This is a genomic window from Irregularibacter muris, from assembly GCF_024622505.1.
Taxonomy (GTDB): Bacteria; Bacillota; Clostridia; order Eubacteriales; family Garciellaceae; genus Irregularibacter; species Irregularibacter muris.
In genome coordinates this window covers 21,791-44,160 of sequence record NZ_JANKAS010000011.1, presented here as the reverse complement: position 1 = coordinate 44,160, position 22,370 = coordinate 21,791, and the positions used below count along the sequence as shown (strand labels likewise).

The 22,370-nt window shown below is 36.8% G+C and carries 20 protein-coding genes and 1 tRNA gene; 4 read left to right on the top strand and 17 right to left on the bottom strand.

The features are described from left to right. Nucleotides 1–59 precede the first annotated feature (59 nt). The 3 genes from NSA47_RS11470 to NSA47_RS11460 form a co-directional block, all read right to left on the bottom strand. Nucleotides 60–503, bottom strand: a complete 444-nt coding sequence (locus NSA47_RS11470; RefSeq protein ID WP_257532111.1) for an MOSC domain-containing protein — start codon at nucleotides 501–503, stop codon at nucleotides 60–62. A gap of 111 nt (nucleotides 504–614) precedes the next feature. Beyond that, a complete protein-coding gene (gene moaA / locus NSA47_RS11465) occupies nucleotides 615–1,577 on the bottom strand; it encodes a GTP 3',8-cyclase MoaA (RefSeq protein WP_257532109.1) in 963 nt (320 codons plus the stop codon). Between the two features lie 191 nt (nucleotides 1,578–1,768). Next, the gene (locus NSA47_RS11460) at nucleotides 1,769–3,205 is read right to left on the bottom strand and encodes an APC family permease (protein ID WP_257532107.1); all 1,437 of its coding nucleotides are present in this window, start codon (nucleotides 3,203–3,205) and stop codon (nucleotides 1,769–1,771) included. Between the two features lie 433 nt (nucleotides 3,206–3,638). On the opposite strand from NSA47_RS11460, the gene truA reads away from it, so the two are divergent. Beyond that, nucleotides 3,639–4,376: a tRNA pseudouridine(38-40) synthase TruA gene (gene truA, locus NSA47_RS11455; protein WP_257532105.1), complete on the top strand. Its 738-nt coding sequence runs from the start codon at nucleotides 3,639–3,641 to the stop codon at nucleotides 4,374–4,376. Here truA and NSA47_RS11450 read toward each other — a convergent pair. From NSA47_RS11450 to NSA47_RS11435, 4 genes are all read right to left on the bottom strand, one after another. Continuing rightward, a complete protein-coding gene (locus NSA47_RS11450; protein WP_257532103.1) occupies nucleotides 4,373–5,203 on the bottom strand; it encodes a RecX family transcriptional regulator in 831 nt (276 codons plus the stop codon). The genes truA and NSA47_RS11450 overlap by 4 nt on opposite strands. Before the next feature lie 109 nt (nucleotides 5,204–5,312). After that, nucleotides 5,313–7,493, bottom strand: a complete 2,181-nt coding sequence (locus tag NSA47_RS11445) for a methyl-accepting chemotaxis protein (protein ID WP_257532101.1) — start codon at nucleotides 7,491–7,493, stop codon at nucleotides 5,313–5,315. Nucleotides 7,494–7,627: 134 nt separating this feature from the next. After that, nucleotides 7,628–8,953 carry a pyrimidine-nucleoside phosphorylase gene (locus NSA47_RS11440; RefSeq protein ID WP_257532099.1) on the bottom strand — a complete coding sequence of 442 codons (1,326 nt, stop codon included), beginning with the start codon at nucleotides 8,951–8,953 and terminating at the stop codon, nucleotides 7,628–7,630. Beyond that, the gene (locus tag NSA47_RS11435; protein ID WP_257532097.1) at nucleotides 8,953–9,780 is read right to left on the bottom strand and encodes a purine-nucleoside phosphorylase; all 828 of its coding nucleotides are present in this window, start codon (nucleotides 9,778–9,780) and stop codon (nucleotides 8,953–8,955) included. Before NSA47_RS11435 ends, NSA47_RS11440 begins: the two co-directional genes overlap by 1 nt. Before the next feature lie 218 nt (nucleotides 9,781–9,998). Here NSA47_RS11435 and NSA47_RS11430 point away from each other — a divergent pair. Both NSA47_RS11430 and NSA47_RS11425 read left to right on the top strand, forming a co-directional pair. Then, nucleotides 9,999–10,073 (top strand) — tRNA-Thr (locus NSA47_RS11430). Nucleotides 10,074–10,285: 212 nt separating this feature from the next. Continuing rightward, the gene (locus tag NSA47_RS11425) at nucleotides 10,286–11,098 is read left to right on the top strand and encodes an EFR1 family ferrodoxin (protein ID WP_257532096.1); all 813 of its coding nucleotides are present in this window, start codon (nucleotides 10,286–10,288) and stop codon (nucleotides 11,096–11,098) included. 93 nt (nucleotides 11,099–11,191) lie between these two features. On the opposite strand, the gene NSA47_RS11420 is transcribed toward NSA47_RS11425, so the two are convergent. The 9 genes from NSA47_RS11420 to NSA47_RS11380 all read right to left on the bottom strand — a co-directional run bounded on the left by NSA47_RS11420 (nucleotide 11,192) and on the right by NSA47_RS11380 (nucleotide 20,124). Beyond that, on the bottom strand, nucleotides 11,192–12,307 hold the full coding sequence (locus tag NSA47_RS11420; RefSeq protein WP_257531049.1) for a sodium ion-translocating decarboxylase subunit beta: 1,116 nt from the start codon (nucleotides 12,305–12,307) through the stop codon (nucleotides 11,192–11,194). An 85-nt stretch (nucleotides 12,308–12,392) separates the two neighbouring features. Further along, complete coding sequence (locus NSA47_RS11415) at nucleotides 12,393–12,800, bottom strand: biotin/lipoyl-containing protein (RefSeq protein ID WP_257532094.1); 408 nt, start codon at nucleotides 12,798–12,800, stop codon at nucleotides 12,393–12,395. A 58-nt stretch (nucleotides 12,801–12,858) separates the two neighbouring features. Next, a complete protein-coding gene (locus tag NSA47_RS11410; protein ID WP_257532092.1) occupies nucleotides 12,859–13,215 on the bottom strand; it encodes an OadG family protein in 357 nt (118 codons plus the stop codon). A 195-nt stretch (nucleotides 13,216–13,410) separates the two neighbouring features. Next, nucleotides 13,411–14,409, bottom strand: coding sequence for an aminopeptidase (locus NSA47_RS11405; RefSeq protein ID WP_257532090.1), 999 nt, complete (start codon nucleotides 14,407–14,409; stop codon nucleotides 13,411–13,413). 125 nt (nucleotides 14,410–14,534) lie between these two features. Beyond that, complete coding sequence (locus NSA47_RS11400) at nucleotides 14,535–16,298, bottom strand: acyl-CoA carboxylase subunit beta (RefSeq protein WP_257532088.1); 1,764 nt, start codon at nucleotides 16,296–16,298, stop codon at nucleotides 14,535–14,537. A gap of 20 nt (nucleotides 16,299–16,318) precedes the next feature. Next, nucleotides 16,319–17,110 (bottom strand): glutaconate CoA-transferase subunit B, encoded by a 792-nt coding sequence (gctB, locus tag NSA47_RS11395; protein ID WP_257532086.1) that lies wholly within the window; start codon nucleotides 17,108–17,110, stop codon nucleotides 16,319–16,321. 14 nt (nucleotides 17,111–17,124) lie between these two features. Beyond that, the gene (gene gctA, locus NSA47_RS11390) at nucleotides 17,125–18,075 is read right to left on the bottom strand and encodes a glutaconate CoA-transferase subunit A (protein ID WP_257532084.1); all 951 of its coding nucleotides are present in this window, start codon (nucleotides 18,073–18,075) and stop codon (nucleotides 17,125–17,127) included. 69 nt (nucleotides 18,076–18,144) lie between these two features. Then, a complete protein-coding gene (locus tag NSA47_RS11385; RefSeq protein WP_257532082.1) occupies nucleotides 18,145–19,446 on the bottom strand; it encodes a dicarboxylate/amino acid:cation symporter in 1,302 nt (433 codons plus the stop codon). Nucleotides 19,447–19,782: 336 nt separating this feature from the next. After that, nucleotides 19,783–20,124: a DUF3870 domain-containing protein gene (locus tag NSA47_RS11380; RefSeq protein ID WP_257532080.1), complete on the bottom strand. Its 342-nt coding sequence runs from the start codon at nucleotides 20,122–20,124 to the stop codon at nucleotides 19,783–19,785. A 537-nt stretch (nucleotides 20,125–20,661) separates the two neighbouring features. Between NSA47_RS11380 and NSA47_RS11375 the strand changes: the two genes are divergently transcribed. After that, a complete protein-coding gene (locus NSA47_RS11375) occupies nucleotides 20,662–21,483 on the top strand; it encodes a sugar nucleotide-binding protein (protein ID WP_257532078.1) in 822 nt (273 codons plus the stop codon). Nucleotides 21,484–21,674: 191 nt separating this feature from the next. Here NSA47_RS11375 and NSA47_RS11370 read toward each other — a convergent pair whose 3' ends face one another. Continuing rightward, nucleotides 21,675–22,316 carry a hypothetical protein gene (locus NSA47_RS11370; RefSeq protein WP_257532076.1) on the bottom strand — a complete coding sequence of 214 codons (642 nt, stop codon included), beginning with the start codon at nucleotides 22,314–22,316 and terminating at the stop codon, nucleotides 21,675–21,677. Nucleotides 22,317–22,370 lie beyond the last annotated feature (54 nt).

The window sequence follows — 22,370 nt, the reverse complement described above, 5'->3', positions numbered from 1 at the left end:
ACTTCTATCATACAATAGTCTGTTAAATTTTGTCAATATCTTTCTCGAAAAAATATCCTTTAATTTTCCTCATTTAAAATTTGTATTACATCTCCTGGTCGGACTGTTCCATTCTTGAGTATTATGGTAAAAATCCCCTCAGTAGGCATAATGCACATTCCTACCTGTTGGGAAATTTCACAGCCACTGTGGCATTTCTTTCCAATCTGGGTTACTTCTTGGAGGGTTTCTCCGATTTTAAGCCTGGTTCCTACCGGTAGGGTATGTAGTTCTATCCCCTGGGTAGTAATGTTTTCTGCAAATTTTCCTGCATCTAAGCCGTCTACTCCTAGGGCAATCATTTTATCTATACTTTCCTGGGCTAAAAGACTTACCTGTCTATGCCAATTCCCTGCATGGGCATCTCCCTCTAGTCCATGGTTTATCTTAAAATTTCCCACTTCTATGGGTTTTTTTACCGTTCCCTTTTTTTCACTAATATTTACAGCTACTACCTTTGCCATATAATAACCTCCCCTATTGTTCTATAAAGACAGCGGCTATCACCGCTCTAGTAAAATAGAAAAGTTTGCTCCCAGAGGGACAAAACCAACTTTCCTATGTGAAAATAAACTCTATCCACCAATTTGATACATCCTTCTATGACTTGATTTTCTATCATCATTTAAATGATGTCTTTCTGGTTTGGATAAAATAGATTGAATAAGGATGTCCTTAATCTTTTCTGGATGATGTCTAAGGGTTGTTTTCAAATCAATTTCATGATTGGAATGAAGACAAGGCTTTATCTTGCCATCAGCTGTTAATCTTATACGATTACAACTACTACAGAAATGTTGAGACATAGGACTAATAAATCCAATCTTTCCCTTAGCCTTGGGCAGTCGATAATATTTAGCAGGTCCTGCATCATTTTCTTTTATCACAGGAATAAGCTCTGGTAATTTTCTCATAATCTCCTGATTGGATATAAAGCGATCATCTTCTATGGATTCTGCTTCTCCCATGGGCATGAGCTCAATAAAGCGTATTTGATAAGGCTGATCAAGGGTGAGTTTTGCAAAAGCTTCTATTTCATCCTCATTAATCCCTTTCATGATAACGGTATTTATTTTTATAGGTCCCAGCCCTACACTATTGGCTATTTCTATTCCCTTCAGCACCTGGTTTAGGTCGCCTCCACGGGTGATTTGTTTAAATCTATCCTCTTTTAAAGTATCCATACTAATGTTTAGTCTGTGTAGTCCTGCTTCCTTTAAATCCTTTGCATACTTTTCTAGTAAAATTCCATTGGTTGTCATAGCAATATCTTTAAGTCCCGAAAGCTTTGAAATCCTTTTAATAAAGTCTACTACTCCTAATCTTACTAAGGGTTCCCCTCCTGTAATTCTTACCTTGGATATTCCCAATTCTACAGCGGTCTTTACAATAGAATATAATTCCTCAAAACTTAAAATCTCCTTGTGGCAAAGCTTTTGTACGCCTTCTTCTGGCATACAGTAAAAGCATCTTAAATTGCATCGATCGGTTATGGATATTCTTAAGTACTCAATATTTCTTAACCACCCATCCCTCATTTTAACTCCTCCTTAAAACTTCATCCTCTCATTTATCTATAGAAAAAAATGATCATTATTGTTTATCTATATAATTATATTATACCTTTTTCATTTCGTTATGTAAATAAAAGAATAATGGTTTTTGTGCACAAGAAAACCCGTAGCGTCTAGAATACCTAGATACTACGGGTTCATTTTCTTAAACTCTCTTATTTATTTCCGGGAATCTGTATTCCTACTTGGGAAGAATAGCCATTCATCCTCTCCTGCACATCTTCTACATCTTCGTAGGCAACCTTAGCCCATAAGTAGAATACAAGACCTAATAAGGTCCACCCGAGTATGATAAGCCATTCATAGGGCCATTGTAAGGCTGCAGGTGCCCCTGGTAAGTAGAGAATAAACATCCCTATGCTAAGCAGACTGGCTATGCTCCCTACAAGTTTACCTCTTTTTACTCTATAGGGTCTCTCCATATCTGGCTCTTTATATCTTAATACCAAAAAGGATAAAGCTACCATAAAATAGGCCAATACTACAGTCACTCCTCCTGCATTCACTAACCAATCCAGCATACTTCGTCCACATAGAGGGGCCAGGGTAGTTATTACTCCTACCAATAGAATCGCATTGGTAGGGGTTTTATACTTAGGATGTATTTTTGTTAGAAATTTAGGTAGCATTTTTGATTCAGCCATGGCGTAGATAGCCCTGCTTCCTCCCACATAAAAGGAGTTCCAACTGGTCAAAATTCCACCAATCCCTGCAACAATCATTGCCTTTGCTGCTATATTGCTGCCATAAAATACTTTTTTCATCGCATCAGCAGTCACCATATTGGAAGCGTTCATTTCAGCATGGTTAAGGGATAAAGATACTCCAAGTATAATCATCACATACCAAAGAATTCCTATAACTACGGAAAACACAATGATTTTCCCTAACTTTTTTAGGGGAACATTGATTTCCGAAGCTGCCTGGGGAATAACATCAAAACCAACAAACATAAAAGGTGTCATAATCAATACTGAAAGAATTCCCTTGGAACCAGTAGCAAACAAAGGTTGTATATTTTCAATATTTCCGTTAAAAACCGCTCCCCCCATAAATATTAGCCCTATTGAAGCTATGACAATGGTGAGTACCACCTGTAAGAAGGCAGCTGGTTTTACCCCTAGATAATTTATAATGGTGATAATAATTGAACTAGCAACTCCCACTAATACCCAAGTAAAATGCACATCATATCCAGATACCGTATACATGTACCCTTTTACATAAGAGGGCATTAAATATTCCAATACTGTGGGAAAAGCCACTGCTTCAAAGGCCACCACAGAAATATACCCTAAAATAATAGCCCAGGTACAGATAAAAGACATATTCCTTCCCAAGGCTCTATAACTAAAAATATGCTCCCCTCCACATTCGGGTAAGGCTGCTGTTAATTCTCCATAGGTTAATCCTACAAAAATAATCATTATCCCTCCTAGGATAAAGGCGGCTATAGCTCCCAAAGATCCTGCTGTTTCTACCCAATCCCCGGCTAATACAATCCATCCCCATCCTATCATAGCTCCTACTGCAAGAGCTAAAACATCTTTTGTTGATAATACTCTTTCAAATTGCTCTGAGCCATTTGACATATTAGATTTTCTCCTCCCACAACTTTCATGATGTATTTGTGCTTATAGAGTCATTTTGTTCTTTAGTGTCATGTTATTGCTTCTTTTTACATCCAACAACTTGATATAAAAACGAATTGTTAGTTACCATTATAACACGAACTTGCCCATTGTAGAAGAATAAAATCTACTCCTCCTTCTGTTTATATAGACATTTTTTATGATATTTTCTCTTTTGTCTCTCTTTTCTCAATGATTTTTCCTTATCATTCACTATCCTCCTATTTGTTCTTCTGAATTTTCTAGAGTTCTTTACAGGACAAAATTATAGTCGTTAAACTATTAACCACAATTCTATTTAGTGACATGCATTAGAAATTTCTGACCTTTATTGTTAAATACCTTCTGACTGTATATAATAATAGAGATTGTCATTAGAGAGGATGGTACTTCCATGAGAAATATAAAAATAACTATACAATATGATGGAACTCGATATCGGGGTTGGCAAAGACTGAAGAATGATAGCAATACTATCCAAGGAAAGATTGAATCTGTATTAAGTAGAATGGCAGAGGAGAATGTGGAGATCATCGGATCTGGAAGAACAGATGCTGGTGCCCATGCCTATGGGCAAGTGGCTAATTTTAAAACCAATAGCTCTATGGATATCCATGAAATAAAAAAATATTTATACACCTATCTTCCTGAAGACATCCTGGTCATTGATGTGCAAGAGATGGAGAAGGATTTTCATGCTCGGTACAATGTTGTTTCTAAAACCTATGTTTATAAAATTTGGAATGATACTCTTCACAACCCTTTTTTAAGAAAATATGCAGAGCATGTTCCCCAAAGGTTAAATATAGATCAGATGAAAAAGGCGGCAGCTATTCTTACAGGTACCCATGACTTTACAAGCTATTGTTCCTCTAAATCTAAGAAAAAATCTAATGTGCGTACTATTTATTCTATTGATATACATAGGGAGGGTCCCTTACTGGAAATCACCTTAAGGGCCAATGGATTTTTGTACAATATGGTAAGAATTATTACTGGGACTCTATTAGAGGTAGGATGTGGCAACATAAACCCTAAGGATGTGGGGAAAATTCTCCAGCACAAAAAACGTGCCTTGGCAGGACCTACTATTTCACCCAAAGGGCTATATTTGGTGGAAGTAGAGTATTAAATCAAAATCTCTCTTAAGATTTCCTCTATCATTTCCCATCTATACCCCCTACCCATCATTGCCTGGGCAATCTTTTGCTTTAGGGGGTAGCCCTTTAATCCTTTTTTTTCATATCTTCCTTTATATTTCGTTGCCCATTCTATTGCTTTATCTCGATCTATTTCTTGGCTATACTGCCCCCCTTCTTCTTCACTATCTTGTATAATTTCTCCTATTGCAGTTTTCATTAGTTGCCAGGAAAATCCCCTTCTTTGTCCTGCTTGCCCAATTTTTTGTTTTCTTTCCCTAAGGGGATGTTTAAGGTATTTCTTGTTATATTTTTCTGCCAACCTCTTGGCCTCTATATATTCATCTTCCTCTGAAAACCATTGGTCTAGGTTATTCAAAATTCCTTCCGGAATCCCCTTATTTTTAAGATCGTAGTGTATCTTCTTCCTTCCCGTTGGGTTTCCTAGTTTTTTTTCTTGGATAAAGGCTTTCACATAGGCCTCATCGTCAATCATATTATAATATTTTAACTTCTCTATGGTGCCTTCAATAACCCCTTGGTCATACTCTTTTTTTCTGAGATATTCCTCCAATTGCCATTGGGTTCTTCTTGTATAAGATAAATAATGCAGACAGGCATTTAAGGCCCTTTTTTTAGCATCCTCCTGTAGAATAGCCTCTAGTTCTTTTACATCAACTTTTTTTCCTTTTTTTATTCCATGGAGAATAACCAGTTCTCCGTGAATACTAAAAGCATATTCCTCATCAATATAGATATTATAGTAATCTTGATTTTTCTTTTGTTGAGTAATTTTTGTAATAGTAGATATTTCAGACACCTCCCCTTGGGTAAAAAGCATATTCCTCTGTCATGTTAGTTATATTATATATTTCTTTCCCCTGCCGTTCAAATGATCATAGGGAAAAGGAAAAGCCTAGGATTAGTTCCTAAGCTTTAAATTTGGCTATTAAATTCTTTAGTTGCTCTGCATGTTGAATATTTTCCTCTGTATTATTTTGAACCTCATTGGCCTTTTCTAACATGGTTCTAGATTTTGATGTGATGTCTTCCATTCCATTTGCCCCTTCATTGGCTGTAGCTGCTACTTGTTCTACCGCCGATACTACATTGGAGATAGAAGCGTGCATTTCTTCAGCAGAAGCGTTGAATTCTACCATGATGTCATTGAAGGTACGGGCGTCTTTATTATAGTATTCTGCCGTCTCTATGAATTCTTTATAATCCTCCAAAACATTTTGATCAATAAAATTCATTATATTCTCAGAAGACAGGGTAAGATCTCCTACAGATTGGTGAACAACCCCTACGATTTTGTTGATTTCTTCCACTGTATGGGTGGATTGCTCTGCCAATTTTCTTATTTCATCAGCTACAACAGCAAATCCTCTGCCTGCCTCCCCTGCTCTGGCTGCTTCAATAGCTGCATTTAAGGCCAAGAGATTAGTCTGTCCTGCAATATCCAATATAGCTTTAGCTAGCTCCTCTATTTGAGCTACCCTTTTGGATTTTTCTAAGGCCGATTCTAATTCTTTCTTTACCTGCTGATAGAGTTTTTGAGCATTTTCATTGGAAACACGGGCTGTTTCCCTTAAATTCTCTGCTCTATCACTGGTGTCATTGCTAATCTGTGTACCCTCTTCAGCCTTTAGGGTAATATTTGACATGGCTTTTTCCATTTCTTCCATAGTCGCTGTAATTTCTTCACTGGAAGCGGCGGTTTCTTGCATACCTGCGGCTACCTCTTGGGTAATGATATTTGTTCCGTCGACATCCTCTCTAAGTTCATCCATAAGGTTTTTTACCCCTTGGGCATTCTTTTCAAGGCTCTGTGAGGATTCCATAAGATTGTAAACCATATCCCTCATAGCTTTTCTCATGACGGCTACTGATTTTGCCATGATCCCTGTTTCATCCTTGTTGTCCATAAGATAATCATAAGTATCATCCTCTGCTACGTCCAGCTGAGAAGTTTTATTGAGAATCTCTATGACTTTTAATATGGGTTTGGTGATCATATTGCCTATGAATAAAGCCCCTCCGCAGGCCAATAGCACACCTATAATGACGGTAAAGATAAGATATTTAACAAGACCAAATAATCCCGATAATATTTCTTTTTCTAGAACGGTAACCAATAGAATTTGTCCATTGCTCAAATGACTAAAACTCAGTAGTTTCTTATCCTTTTGGTAGGTATATTCAATGACTCCTTTATCTTCCTTGGCTATCTCCTCTGTGACAAATTTTAAAGCGCCATCCTCCATGGTGGTCATATTGACTACTTCTCGCCTAGTTGCTCCACTCATCCCATCAACCTGTTCCCCTGATTCACCCTTGGTTGCCTCACTTATTTGATCAGCTTGCCCCTCAGGGCTAGTATTTCCTGTAAAAGATGGGTGAAGTAAAAAATCAAACTTTTGGTTCATTAGAGCCATATATCCACTGGTATATACTTCATTTGATGATACGGTGTTATAAAACTTATCGAAGTCTACATCTATTCCCGTTACTCCGATTAACTGTCCTTCTACATACACGGGGACATTATAAGTAAGTAAATACTTTCCAGTGCCTTCATCAAATTCTGGTTCTCTCCACATAGGCTTCATTGTAGAAGCTGTATCATAATAATAGGCCATATCGGCATTGTTACTGTCAAAATCCTCAAGGGTGAGCGATTGATTACTCTTATCGAACTCTCCCTTACCCTTCTCATCTATGAACCAACTTTCATAAACCCCCATGACTAAATTGGGATTAAAGGTAACATATGCACTTACTACATCCTGGGCTGATTCTGCAAATTTTTTAACAATTGGATCAATGGTTTTAATATAACTCTCCATATAATGGGGGTTACTATGTAACTCTTCTTTTTGGAAAGTTGCCTGGATAGCCGTGACTAATCCTTGTACACTTTTTTCTGTTTCCACTATGGTTTTATCCATCATGTTGGTATTACTCTCTGCCATTAGTAATAGTTTCTCCTTGGCTTCTTGAGTAATAATCCTGCTGCTTTGTACCATACTCATTCCTCCTACGATTAATGCCAGTATGGTACAACAAGCAGCAATTGAAATAACAATCTTATTTTTAATTTTTCTCAATGTCTTCCCACCTTCCACTACTCTTGTAAAAAATTTAACAATCCCTTAGCACCTTTATCGGCAATTTATTGAAAAAGTTTATAGGTGCTGATGAACAAAAATTAAAGACCGATCTTTTCAATCGGTCATTGGCTTTATGTTCTTTGTACTCCATCCTTTGTTACAATTCCATAAATCAGCCGAGGTGGGGCTATCTTCTCCTGGGAAAAAATATAGGCCTTTAATAATCTTTCCATTGCTTTTTGGGCTTTTTTCTCTTCATTACTATGGATTTTTGCAATAGTCTCACCTATTTGTATCTCATCTCCTACTTTTTTTATCAACTCTATTCCTACAGATAAATCAAGTATGCTCTCCTTGGTTTGTCTGCCGGCACCTAATTCTAGGGCACTCATACCTACTTCATCGGCTTCTATATGCTGGACATAGCCATTTTGAGTTGCTTTTAGTTCAATAATATTTTTCGCAGTAGGCAATAACTGTGGATTGTCCACGAGTTGGCTGTTGCCTCCCTGTCTTGTAATAAATTCCTTAAACTTTTTTAGGGCTAAACCATTATGTATAACTTCTTGTAATCTTTCCCTGGCTTCTCCCTCATCTTGGGCTATCTTGGCTAGGATGAGCATTTGTGTTCCCAAGCTTAAACACAACTCATAAAGATCCTCTGGACCTTTTCCTTGTAGGGTTTCAATGGCTTCTTTCACCTCTAGGCTATTTCCCACTGCTCTTCCTAAGGGTTGGTCCATATTGGAAATAACAGCTATGGTATCCCGTCCCATACCATTTCCGATATCCACCATAGTTTTGGCCAAGGCAAAGGAATCATCCAATTCTTTCATGAAAGCCCCACTGCCTGTTTTTACGTCTAATACTATGGCATCGGCCCCAGCTGCTAATTTCTTACTCATAATACTCCCAGCAATTAAGGACATATTGTCTACTGTGGCCGTTACATCCCTTAGGGCATATAGTTTTTTATCCGCCGGAGCTAAATCCCCAGTCTGGGCACTTACTGCTAATTGGATATCATTTACATGTTGTATAAATTCTTCCTTGGTCATTTCCACTGAAAAGCCCGGGAAGGATTCCAATTTGTCTATAGTGCCCCCTGTATGTCCCAAACCTCTACCTGACATTTTAGCCACTGGAGCACCAGCCGCCGCTACCATAGGTCCAAGTACAAGAGTAGTGGTATCCCCTACTCCTCCTGTACTGTGCTTATCCACTTTTATCCCCTTTATTTCTGATAAATCTAAAATATCACCAGAATTCATCATAGCTTCTGTTAAATATACCGTTTCTTCCTTATTCATTTTTTGAAAGAATAAGGCCATCATAAAGGCTGAGGCCTGGTAATCGGGAATATCCCCTTGGGTAAATCCTGTAACAAAATAATCAATCTCTTCTCTATCTAAGGTCTGCCCTTGTCTCTTTTTTAAGATGATATCGTACATATTCATTATAGTGCCACCTCATTTATTATTCCTTTTACCAGCTGTATGAATTTAGGTCTTGCTTCCTTTGCCACCTCCAATACCTCTTCATGGCTTATGGACACCAACTCATCAGCAATGGCCATATCTGTGATACAGGATATACCCAATACTTTTAGATGGCTATGTCTAGCTACGATAACTTCTGGTATTGTAGACATTCCTACTGTATCTGCTCCTAGCATTCTCAACATTTTTAATTCAGCTTTAGGTAAATAATAAGGTCCACTAATTCCACCATAAACCCCTTCCTCGGTTTTAATGGCATATTTCTCCGCTACTTTCTGTCCTAGGGCAATTAAATCTTTATCATAGGCTGTGGACATATCAGGAAATCTTCCCCCTAATTCTTCATCATTTGGTCCTATCAAAGGATTATCATGCATCCAATTGATGTGATCGGTGATAAACATCAGAGCTCCCGGATAGAGCTTGGGATCCATACCTCCACAGGCATTGGTAACCAATAACATCTCCACTCCCAGAGCTTTCATCACCCTTACTGGAAAAGTGACCTCCTGCATAGAATACCCTTCATAGTAGTGAAATCTCCCTTCCATGGCAATCACTTGCTTCCCTTCTAAATGGCCTATCACTAGCTGTCCTACGTGGCCTTCTACAGTGGAAACGGGAAAATGAGGTATTTTTTCATAAGGTATTTTTACTGCATCTTCAATTTCCCCTGCTAAAACACCAAGACCGGAGCCTAAAATGAGCCCAATGGCAGGCTTACTATTTCCTTGTCTTTCAATAAATGCTCTTGCTTCTTCAATTTTTGTCTTTAAATTATTCACTATGTTTTCCTCCCCTTAATATGTTCTTCATAATCATACTTTCTAATCTTATCTATATCCTTAATATCTTTCCCTCACACTTAATTTTGTAAAGAATAATCATTTATATATATCCGGCCTTGCTTCATCCGTCCTCATAGCTCCCATGATTTTCTCTTCTCGTCATCCTTAATTGTCTATTGAATTTTTCCTTTTAAAGGTTTAAACTATATATAAGTGCTAGTGTGGCTCAGGGGTAGAGCAGCTGATTCGTAATCAGCAGGTCGTGGGTTCAATTCCCACCACTAGCTCCATTTTTTTCTGTTCCCTATGTATGTATTTATCCATAACTCATTACAATCTATCTCACATATAATCTTATCACAAAATCCTGTTAAAAAACATTCATATTTCCTATAATTGGATTAATATAAACAATAAAATCATGCAAAAACCCTGTTAAAATTCAAAGGATTATTCTTTAAACTTTACAAAGATATTCTTCAATAAAATGAAGGAGGTTTCTATGAAAATTAATGTGATGTACTTTAGTCCTACTGGTACAACAAAAAAAGTTACAGATAGTCTCTCCAAAAGAATTTGCAAGAAATTAAATGAAGAAACTCAGGTGAAGTATATTGATTTTACCCCACCTATAATAAGAGAAAAATCTATTGCTTTTGGCAAAAAAGAGCTTCTTATTATAGGGGTTCCTGTATATGCTGGTAGAGTCCCTAATATATTATTAAAGTATCTTAATACCCTTACTGGTTCTGACACCATCGCTATACCCCTAGTCGTCTATGGAAATAGAAATTATGATGATGCATTATTAGAATTAAAAAATATTTTGGAAGCAAATGGATTTATTCCTATAGCTGCAGCAGCTTTTATCGGAGAGCATTCCTTTTCGGATAGCTTAGCCAAGAATAGACCTGATGAAAAGGATTTAAAAATTGTAGAACAATTTGCAGATCAAATCCTTGAGAGATTATATAATCTTCCAAATGCCAAAAAAATTTCCGTTTCAGGTCAACAACCCTTAAGACCCTATTATAAACCTACAGATATAAACGGAAATTTTTTCGATTTCAGAAAAATCACCCCTAAAACCAGTAGTAACTGTATTGATTGTAAGGCCTGTGTTGATCTATGTCCTATGGGCTCCATAAATAGGGAAGATGTGTCAACATTAAATGGAATATGTATTAAATGCTGTGCATGTATTAAATCTTGTCCCACTCAAGCTAAATACTTTGATGATTCAAACTACATAAAACATAAAAATGAATTAGAAACCAATTTTTCTAAGAGAAAAGAACCTGAACTATTCTTCTAGCCTTTAGATACCATAGCTATTCTATGTTTATCTCTATATAACTTTCATTTCATAAAAAAGGCTATGCCCAAGGAAAGGACATAACCTTTTTCTTTAACCAAATATGGATAATAATAATCCTGCGGCTACCGCCGAGCCAATAACTCCTGCAACGTTTGGTCCCATGGCGTGCATAAGTAGGAAGTTGGATGGATTTTCTTTTTGTCCTACCACTTGGGATACACGGGCAGCCATTGGTACAGCCGATACCCCTGCAGAACCGATAAGTGGGTTTACCTTACCTCCTGTGAGTTTATACATAATCTTACCGAAGAGTACTCCCATAGCAGTACCAAGGCAGAAGGCAAATAGACCAAGGCCTATGATCATTAATGTTTGTGGTCGTAGGAAGGTTTCTGCATTGGCAGTGGCTCCTACAGTTACTCCTAAAAAGATGGTAACAATATTCATCAATTCATTTTGAGCCGTTTTGTTGATACGATCCACTACTCCAGATTCTTTAAATAGGTTTCCAAGCATTAACATTCCTACCAATGGTGCTGCAGAAGGAAGAATTAATGCAACCAATACGGTAACCAAAATTGGGAAAATGATTTTTTCCTTTTTGGATACGGGTCTTAACTGCTCCATTACAACATTTCTTTCTTCCTTGGTCGTAAGGGCTTTCATAATTGGTGGTTGAATGATCGGTACCAAGGCCATATAGGAATATGCCGCTACGGCAATAGGTCCTAATAAATGGGGTGCTAATTTTGAGGTCAAGTATATGGCTGTTGGACCATCGGCACCACCGATAATCCCGATGGATGCAGCCTCTGGACCTGTAAATCCAAGAAGAATAGCCCCAATAAATACTGAAAATATACCAAATTGGGCTGCTGCGCCTAAAAGGATACTTCTCGGATTGGCAATAAGTGGTCCGAAATCTGTCATGGCGCCTACCCCTAAGAAGATTAGCGGAGGATAGATCCCTAATTTTACTCCCTGATAAAGGTAATATAAAAGTCCTCCGGCCTGGAAACTAGGCTCTCCATATACTCCTGTAGGTTCAGCCATTAATCCCGCCAAGGGCAGGTTAGCCAATAGCATCCCAAAGGCTATGGGTAGTAATAATAATGGTTCATATTGTTTTACTATCGCTAAATATAAGAGTACAAAGGAAACTAAGAGCATAATGATGGTTCCAACCGTAAGCTGTCCAAAGGCCATGCTACTTAGGAATCCCTCTAACCCTATTCCTAAAGCTTCTAACATTTATTTTTCCCCGCTTTCTGTCGTGTTTAACATGAATTTTTTATTCAAAGGTAACTAGAATGTCTCCTGCATTCACCGATGCTCCCTCGTTGACATTTACTGAAGCAACTGTTCCGTCTGTTGGTGCAAAGATCTCATTTTCCATTTTCATGGCTTCTAATATAATGAGAACATCTCCTTTTTTCACTGCATCTCCTGCTCTTGTTTGCACCTTGAAAATGGTTCCTGGCATGGGCGCAGTTACGCTGCCACCAACGGCTACTGGAGCTGGAGCTGCTTTAGGCGCTGGAGCTGTTTTAGGTTGTGCATCGGCTACGCTAGTTGCTCTTGCTGGGGCAGAAGGTGCTGGGGTTGCTGGTCTTGAGGCAGCATTTGCAGCCCCACCTTTTACTTCTTCCACTTCTACTTCATAGGAATTTCCCTCTACAGTGATTACATATTTTTTCATTCTTTATTTCCTCCTTTTATTTTAAAGAGATAGACTCTAAACAGTCGTCTATTTACTGCTAGCTACCTGCCTTTATCTCTACAGTTTTCTTTCGAGGTATAGGTTTTATGGAACTTATCCTAATATTTTCTGTAGTGGTTTCCTGGCACGCCGCAATTGCCGCTGCAATCACGGCCACCCCTTCCTGTTCCTCCTCTTTCGGGAAAATGGAAGACACTTCTACAGATTCTTGATCCTTTGCATTTTTCCTACTAGGCACTTCTTTATTTTTATTTTCCTGGCCTACAATAACACGTAAAAAATCTAGGGCAAAAGATAAGACAATCAATACTAGAAATACAACACCCATTCCCACTATGGTTAAGCCCATACTATTTATTAGTTTAGTACTTAGGGACATTGATTCTGTAATCATTTTATCACTCTACCTTCTCTCCTTTAAGCAGTCTCAAATCATTTTAAACTTTCTTTTCTGATTATTCTTGGAACACCTCTTGTTCTACATTTAAATAGAACAAACTTCTTCAATGTATAAAGTCCGTTTCCTATTGATGTAGTAAGGAAACGGGCTTTATAACTTAGAAAATATTTATTTTAGAGTTGTTTATGATTATTCTTCACCAAAACAAACCAGTTTACCATCCTTTTCAATTAACACATCATCAAAATAAACCGTTGGATTATATAAAACCATATCAATGTGTACAGTAGAGCGGGCTGGTTGACCATAATAAAAGCCATTACCCATAGCAAAGTGTAAAGTCCCTCGGGCCTTCTTCTCTTCCTCAAAGTCTCCATTAAATAAAGAAGTAGGGTTTAATCCAAGTCCAATTTCAGCAATATTATCACTATCTTTTATTTCTTGGATTTGTCTCCTAATTTCCTTACAAATCTTTGGATCCCCTCCTACAACTTCAACAATTCTACCCTTTTCCACTTTGAGCTCCACTGGAATAGTTGGACAGCCATAATAACATATTGGGCCATCAACAACAATGGTACCTTCAGCAGTCCCAATAACGGGTCCGATGGAAACTTCCCCATCTGAGAAAGCCATTGCATCTCCTGGCTTTCTAGCAATACCACATTCTATAATTGGCTCCATTTGATTCATTTCCATAGTAATATTTGTTCCCGCTGGTGTAGTTACCCTTGCAACTTTTTTTCCTCTCCAAATTTCCTGTAATTTCTTCCCCTCAGCATAGACCTTTTCATAATCAGCCAGTGCGCCACCACGGGTAAAGTTGTCAATGGTTCTTAAGCAGATAGAAACCTCCCGTAATCTTTTCTCATTCATTAGCTCTTTCAGTCTATTATTATAGATTGCAGCACCAGATGCAGTCGTCATTCCTACAAACACGTCACATGCTTCCATAGCTTTCTCAAGGGTTTTAGGAAATATTGTCGCTTTGTCTTTGCCACGAACCGGCATCATACTAATGTTATATTCGGCTCCGCACTTTAAAGCCGCTGCTGCTACAGCATTTGCCATACGCATATCTGTCTGTGGATCAATTGCAATGAGAACCTCTTCTCCCGGTTTTACTCCTAGTAGATTAGACACTAAATAATCTGCTCGCTCAATACACTCAATTATTCTGTTATCCATTTTTTAATATCCCCCTTTAAATTTTTTATTTTTATAAATAAGTCTACCTATGTATTAGAAATACAAGAAGGCAAACATATTTAGCCTAAGGTATGCATCCGATAAATAGATCCATTTTCCCTTTACTATTGTTGGGCTAGATGATTATAATCCCGTATAATTCTTGGGAGGAGCATCTGATGAAAAGCACAAATAGATTTAGGATTTTGGTAAACAGCATTTACAAAAGCTGCTATATATTTACGCATTTCCGGCAGCTTGACTATCTCGTCAACGAAACCTTCTTGTGCACAAAAATCTGGTCTGGATTTCATATGATAATCTTCAATAAGTTTATTCATTTTATCAATGGTAGGTTGCAAATCCTTTCCTGCATTCTGATCTTTAGCCAATCTCCTTGAATACATTGCCACAGCTGCGGTTTCCCCATTCATTACATAGATCTCTGTAGCGGCGGTTCCAAGGGAAAATGCATTGGTATCATTACCTTGAGGTCCACCCATAACATAATGTGCAGCTGCAGTACCCTTTCGTAAGGTTATCTCCATCTGTGGAAGATCTGAATTTTGAATAGAGTAAATTAGAGATTGACCAAGCCCTAACAGTTCAGCACGCTCTGCATCATCACCCACATCAATTCCTGTAGTATCTTGGATCCATACAATAGGAATGCGATCGCGGGAACAAAAGGTTACAAATTCATTCATCTTAATTAATCCCTGTCTATAGAGCTTACCCCCAATACCAACAGCATTCTCCTTATATTCTGGATAATTCATGAGTAGTCCTTGTTTATTGACCACAGCACCTACAAGCAAACCATTTATCTTTGCAATACCCGTTAGAATTTCAGGGCCGTAATCCTTTTTATATTCTAGAAATTCACTATTGTCGAAAATTCGTCCTACTATTTCATATACATTGTAAGGTCGCTTGGGACTTAGTGGAACAATACTATAAAGGTCTTCTAAATCAAATTGAGGTTCTCTAGGCTGATCTACACGAAAAAACTCTGGGTTATATGCAGGCAAATCATTGATATATTTTTTAATGGCTTCAATTACACCAATTTCTTCAGTATATACCTCACGGAAAAAGCCTGTTTCAAAATAATGAACAGATACTGAGCCAGGAGGAACATTTTTAGACTTTTTAGTGGCCTCTATAATTTGCTGAGCTCCTTCCCTGTCTATATATCCTTTAGGATTCATTCCCCCAACAATTCCGGCACCACCTACAGCCATATTCGCTTTTTTATGGGCTATGAGTATAGTAGGACTGATGCTGTGATAGCCACCTCCTGCAGGATTGGTACCATAAATCCCAACAATCACAGGAATGCCTAACTGTTGAAGCTCTGCATTACGATAAAAAGGTGTTCCACCCCCTTGACGATTAGCGTAAACTTTTTCCTGTTCATCTAGCTTAACACCACTACAATTTAGCAAATAAACAAGGGGAATATTCAGACGCTTAGCCGTATCCGATGCACGAAGTAAATTTTCTGCTTGCCCGGCTACCCATGCTCCTGCTAATTTTTTATTGTCAGAAGCTACAATCACTGCCCATTTTCCATCAATTGCACCTAGTCCTTTGATAATTGCTGTTGACTTATTTTTATTTTCAGCAGGATTGAAAAGACTGTTTAACGGGCACCAAGTTCCCTCATCTACAAGCTCTTTGACTCTTTGAAGTGCGGTCATTTGTTCAGTAGCATTTAAGGATTCATCTGACCGACCTGCCGCAACGGCTTCAGCAGTTAATGTATCCATCTGTTTTTCAATTTCCTTAATTTCTGCCTTATTTTCAGCATTTGCAGATTTTAATGGGGTGCCAACAATGGGCATATTCTGAAAATAAGATGGCATAGAGTATAAATGGTCACACATTTGATATCCTCCTTTGATAATTAAATGGGTCGTTTAATGAAAACCTCATCTGGATCAATCTCTTCGCGAATAATCTTTATGATCTCAGGGTCAGGTTCTTCCAGTCTAATGGCTCTGGAAACATCTATTTCAAAACCTGTATTTTCAACAATTTCTTCAATAGAAGAGAAAGGATAATAACCGTGTAAATACATACGTTTTGTTTTTTCATCAAACTTCATAATTCCACGATCAGTAACAACCATCATTGGACCTCGATCTGCAGGCAAACCTTTTTTTTCTCTACCATCAGGTCCATCAATCCAACCAGGACTTGTAATATAATCAACCTGTTCAACAAAACGACGATTTTCATGTTGCATCATAATGATGGTATTGACAAAGGTTGCAATACCATTGGCCCCGCCACTTCCTGTCAGGCGAGCTTTTGTCTTATAATAATCTCCAATACAAGTAGAATTTACATTCCCATAGGGGTCAATCTGTGCACCACCAATAAATGCAATTAAACGGTCATGTCCTTTCAGCCACTCATTAACCTGAAAGCCTATATAACGATAATTTTCCCATTGTACTGCACAGTACGCCATAAAGCGTAAATCTGAGACACTGGTCGGAACTTCCACAGCTGCACAATCCATTATTCCACTCTCAACTACTAATGCACAATTTGGTGCAAAACACCTTTTTGCAAGTGAAGCTCCGATTAAAGGAAGTCCTGTGCCTACAATGGCAATTTGATCATCTTTAATACATTTTGCAATCTCAATTGCCTGCATTTCTCTCTTTGTGTAATTTGTATAATCTGCCATCATATCCCTCTCCTTTATAATTTGTTAGAGAAAAATCCTAGTCCAGGTATTACACGCAATTTTTCTAAACGAGTTGCACCAAGCTTATTAAGATATTCTTCATGATTTTTCGTCCCATAGACCCAATCTTGTAAAAAGGCTTCAAACTCTTCATCTGTCTTACCCGCTATATCATAAGTCTTGAGGTAATCTTTATCATAATCATAATAGTTATAGCATTGAGAAGGATGAGCCCCAAAGGGTACATGAACTACTGCATCTACTACAAATCCAGGAAGTGAATTTGCTCCAGGGTCTTTACGAATTTCCTCATTGGTAACTAACTCTTCACAGGTCACTATGCAATGTTTTGCTGCCATGGCTATATCAATATCAATGAGTGGTGCACCTTCAATACGACAAGTTCCGTCTGGAGAAGCCTTTTGGACATGAATAATGGCAATATCTAATTGAGGAGTAGGCAACAAGCAAACCTTCTCACCGGGTTTAAATGGATTATCTTGTATAATTAGTTTTTTATCTGAAATTTTATCAATTTTTTTCCGTTCTTCCTCGCTAATTCCCCACTTTTCAACAAGATCAGAACCCAATAATTGACGTACGGGTATATAGGGCAAACCTAATGCAGCAGCATGAAACATCATGGGCTGAGTGTCAAAGGAATAGTCTTCATATAAAATTTCCCCTTTTTCAATTGCCCTTCGATAACGACGGCTGACGTTGGAAAAACCAGAGTTTGCCGTATATGAGTTGATATAAACCTTTACTCTACCAGCTCCAATGAGTAAATCAGCTTCTCCACCAGCTGTCCCGCCCTCAACAACAAAGTCGGTAAACCCTTGACGTATAATTTCATGAACAGCTGCATAGGGTTTCCGATTAGTAGTAAATCCACCAAAAGTTATACAGTCCCCATTTTTTACAAATTTTTTAATTGCCTCAGAAAGTTTTAAAATCTTTCTCACTTCAATCCCCCCTGTTTATGCTGATTGGATGAAAATTATAGAGAATAATGAATACAAAGATTTATTCAATTAAGCATCTACATCACTACTTAATTCTTCTATGTCGCGATTATATTTATCATAGTCAAAGCTCCCTTCCATCTTTGAAGCAAGGGCTGCTACGACTAAATCTCCATGGGAATTTGTTGCGGTATGAATTTGATCCACAATACGATAAATCCCCGCTACTAGAGCTACTGCTTCTAATGGCAATCCCATACTTTCTATTAATGTAATACTAATTACCAATCCTATCTGCGGTACTGCAGCTGCCCCTACGGCAAGTAATGTTGCTTGTAATACAAGCATTATCTGTGAACTAATGCTTAAATCTATTCCATAAAGTTGACTTGCAAATACTACAATTACTCCAAAATATATACAAGTCCCATTCATATTCATAGTAGCTCCTAGAGGGAGGACAAAACTTGCATTTTCGTCTGGAATTCCAATTCTCTTGGCTACTTTCATGCTTACGGGTAGTGCCGCTGATGAAGTACAGGTACTAAAGGCGATCAACCAAGGTTCAAAAACCCTTTTGAAGAATTTCAAAGGATTAACCTTCATGTATAAGAATAAACAAACTCCCCACAATATAAGGATGGTAAAGATTATCGCTGATAAATAATCCGTAAGTATGAATTTAAATATAGGTCCAAAAATATCTGTTCCAAACTGAGTTATCGCCTTAGCCATTAAACCAAATACTCCTATAGGAGTAAACTTTACTACAATATCAATAATTTTAAACATAGCATCAGAGCATATATTCAGAATTTCAGTTACAGGTTTTGCTCTGTCTTCTAACATCACTAGAGCAATTCCTATAAAAATAGCAAATACAATAATCTGAAGCATGGTGCCATCAGCCATAGAGGCAATAGGATTTTCAGGGAAGAAATCCAATATAAGTTCATATACACTAGGAATCTCCGCCAATTCTCTCTGGGCTTCAGTTGAAATGCTTCCTAATTGAACACTTGAACCTGGCTTAATAATATTGGCTAATATAAGCCCTATGGATACAGAACCTGCTGATGTAGCAAGGAATAATGCAATTGTTCTTACCCCTGTACCTGCTAATCTTTTAATATCCCCTAGGTTAATAACCCCTGATGCAATGGAGAAAAACACTAATGGTACTACCACCATTCTAATTAATCGAATAAACAAATCCCCTAAGAAACCAAAGAAGCTCATTAATCTTGCAATAAGGGCATTTTCTGGGCCTCCCATATTACTTAGAATCATGCCAACAATAACTCCCAAGATGAGTCCAATAAAGATTTTTTGCCATAATTTAAGTCTTCTTTTTTTCGCCTTTTCTCCCATAAGCATTCACCTTCCTTGTTTATTTTTATATAAAATTCTAGTATAAGCCCATTGAATCAAGCTTATCGTCGAATTTATAAGAACGAATAACCTTCTTTTGCTCTCATTACAAGGACTTTTCTTTTATAAATTCCTATAGATTCTTTCACTGACAGAAATTAATTTGAAAATAAAAAATCCAGCTCAAATAGCAGTAAAATACTACTAATTAAGCTGGATTTCAATCGATTGTATAAATGTATGGCAAAATACATTCTCTCAATTGAAGCAACTATTTCATAATAAAATTTTCATAATGATAACTTTTTTAATAGATGAATGGGCTTACGTTAATAATCAAATTTCTCCTTTATACTTAAGGTAATTAAAATTAATATGTTTTATTGCAACACATATCGCTTTTTGAGCGTATCCAAAATACCTGAATTTTAACCTGTTCAACAATACCTCTAAATCTGTCTCATGTAAATTAAATCCTATAATAAGTTCCTTTAAAAAATCCCTTGTCTCTTCGGTTAATAAAGTTGCAGAAATGTCTTCGATGACTCCTGTTTTTGAATTAATAATTAATCCAATATCTAAAGCATGATATACCTGTTCCGATGGAGCACCCGAAGGTAATTTTGAAGTAGTACTAAAGTAGACGGAGTCTTCAGAGTATTTTCTTATATAAACCACCTCTTTTTCTTAATAATATAAATACAAATGATTCATATGAAGACGAAATATTGTGGAAAATATAAACTACATGACTCCAATTAAAAAGCTTTGATGACATTTAAAGTATAGATTATATAAATTAGCTAAGCTTGAGTAGCTTTAGTATGATAACGTTTTCTCTTTTTTCGTTTATATATTATCATGCATTTTAAAGATTGTCAATATTTTAAAAAATATTATTCACAGCAAAACCATAGAGATCCATCCTGCTATTAAGATATTTGGCGATAAAAAATAAGATTAAAACATCCTATGCTATTAAAAGTGCAACATAAACTATTGGATATTTTGTTTATTGCTCTTGTGCCTATCCTATGTGTATTGAAAATTTCTTTTTAAAAGTTTAGACTATATATAAATGCTACGAGAAGGAATTCTCCAAAGTTTTGGTAAGCCGATGAAGATATCCTACGAAAGTCCTTAGAATTGAAATGGTAACGTCTATATTTACTCAAGACTTAGGGATAGGCAAAAATTTGATAAGGGGATGATTTTATGAAGATTTTAATATTAGGGGCAAGTGGTTATGCTGGGCAAGCAATTGCACAAAGATTAGAAAAAAATCATGAAGTATATGGAACCTATCATACACAAACAAAGAAGCATCATAATAATAACAAAATGTTTCAATATAAACTTGGGGATATGGATACCCTGAAATGGATTTTAGATTGTGTGCAGCCACAAATTGTTATTTCAAGCCTGACGGGAAATTTCCAATTACAATTGGCGGCTCATAGTCAAATTGTCGATTATTTATCCGGGATTAGGGATGGAAAAATTATTTATCTATCTACTGCCAATGCCTTTGATGCAAGAAAAGAGGAGCCTCATTATGAACTGGATAAACCCCATTCCCAAACTGATTATGGAAATTTTAAAATCAATTGTGAACAGATGCTACAAGACAAGTTAAGGAATAAATGTATTATTATCCGCGTACCACAGATTTGGGGAAAGGATTGTCCAAGACTATTAAAACTGATAGAGGATACCAAAAATAATACCCCCATTGTAACTTATCCGGATTTCTATGTTAATTACACAACAAATATTCAAATTGCAGAATGGATTGAATACATCCTCAAAGAAGATCTTAGAGGAATATTTCATATTGGGACCAAGGACACCTATAATTATATGCAGTTCCAAATCGATCTTTCAAAGATGCTTGGTTTAAATGAACCTGTATTTGATAAAGAGTTGGTCCCACAAAAATGCTTTCAGGCCGTATTGCCAGGTAGAAAGGAAATCCTAGAGAGCTTTCAGATGAAGGTAATGGATGTATTAGAATATCTACAAAAAGTACAGAAATAATACTTAACCCCATCAATTTCTAAATTATTAGGAAAATGATGGGGTTATGTAAGATTCATAGTGTAAATATAATATTTCGGAGGATATTATTGTGAGGAGAATTTTATCCCATTAGGATTTTCATAATAAATGTTTCCTATGATTAAGTATACTCTCACCTACATCTATTTTCATCTAATAGCAAATTTTTATTATCCTTGTAAATCATCAAACTTAAATTCTACCTCACCTTGGCTCCATTCATAAAATTTCTTTTCTTTCTTATAAAAAGTAAGCACCGTTTCGGTTTCACTTAATTTCCATTTTCCACTGTCTAAAACATATTGTTTTGTTTCTACTATTTCTTCTATAACTCGATTATTGTTTTCAAATAGTTCTTTATAGGTTTCTTTTAAACTAGAATAAGGCATATCAAATCTTTGATAAATATCAATGCTCATGGCCTTTAATACCCATTCCAACTCCATGGATTTTTTGATCCATAATTTATTGTAATAGGATTCCTTTATAAATATCCAGGTATCAATCTCTTGTACAATGGTATAATCTTGATCTAATTTGGCAAAAAGTTGCTGGCTTATCTCTATAAAGCCTTTGTTCTCTATTTCTGGTCTTAACAATTGGATATAATTTTCGTCTTTCATCGATTTTAAAAGTTCAGTGACCTCTTCTTCCTGCTCATAATAATCAAATCCCGAAATATTTTTCAGGATATCCCCAAAAATATCTCGATTAATCCAAAACCAATCCAAATTTGCAATATCTTCTCTATCTAAAATTTCCTCCAATGAGGCTTTTTGTAAGCTTTCTATGACTCGTTCCTTCGTATTCATCGCAAAAACCTTCTCCCATCTTCATACATTAATATAACTATTCTACCACAAAGG

Excerpts from the sequence above, each read along its gene's own strand:
- NSA47_RS11370 (WP_257532076.1), bottom strand. The coding sequence starts at position 22,316 with ATGAATACGAAGGAACGAGTCATAGAAAGCTTACAAAAAGCCTCATTG.
- NSA47_RS11385 (WP_257532082.1), bottom strand. The coding sequence starts at position 19,446 with ATGGGAGAAAAGGCGAAAAAAAGAAGACTTAAATTATGGCAAAAAATC.
- NSA47_RS11410 (WP_257532092.1), bottom strand. The coding sequence starts at position 13,215 with ATGATTACAGAATCAATGTCCCTAAGTACTAAACTAATAAATAGTATG.
- gctB (WP_257532086.1), bottom strand. The coding sequence starts at position 17,110 with ATGGCAGATTATACAAATTACACAAAGAGAGAAATGCAGGCAATTGAG.
- NSA47_RS11425 (WP_257532096.1), top strand. The coding sequence starts at position 10,286 with ATGAAAATTAATGTGATGTACTTTAGTCCTACTGGTACAACAAAAAAA.
- NSA47_RS11405 (WP_257532090.1), bottom strand. The coding sequence starts at position 14,409 with ATGGATAACAGAATAATTGAGTGTATTGAGCGAGCAGATTATTTAGTG.
- NSA47_RS11460 (WP_257532107.1), bottom strand. The coding sequence starts at position 3,205 with ATGTCAAATGGCTCAGAGCAATTTGAAAGAGTATTATCAACAAAAGAT.
- moaA (WP_257532109.1), bottom strand. The coding sequence starts at position 1,577 with ATGAGGGATGGGTGGTTAAGAAATATTGAGTACTTAAGAATATCCATA.
- NSA47_RS11415 (WP_257532094.1), bottom strand. The coding sequence starts at position 12,800 with ATGAAAAAATATGTAATCACTGTAGAGGGAAATTCCTATGAAGTAGAA.
- NSA47_RS11400 (WP_257532088.1), bottom strand. The coding sequence starts at position 16,298 with ATGTGTGACCATTTATACTCTATGCCATCTTATTTTCAGAATATGCCC.
- NSA47_RS11470 (WP_257532111.1), bottom strand. The coding sequence starts at position 503 with ATGGCAAAGGTAGTAGCTGTAAATATTAGTGAAAAAAAGGGAACGGTA.
- NSA47_RS11420 (WP_257531049.1), bottom strand. The coding sequence starts at position 12,307 with ATGGCCTTTGGACAGCTTACGGTTGGAACCATCATTATGCTCTTAGTT.
- NSA47_RS11440 (WP_257532099.1), bottom strand. The coding sequence starts at position 8,953 with ATGAATATGTACGATATCATCTTAAAAAAGAGACAAGGGCAGACCTTA.
- NSA47_RS11375 (WP_257532078.1), top strand. The coding sequence starts at position 20,662 with ATGAAGATTTTAATATTAGGGGCAAGTGGTTATGCTGGGCAAGCAATT.
- truA (WP_257532105.1), top strand. The coding sequence starts at position 3,639 with ATGAGAAATATAAAAATAACTATACAATATGATGGAACTCGATATCGG.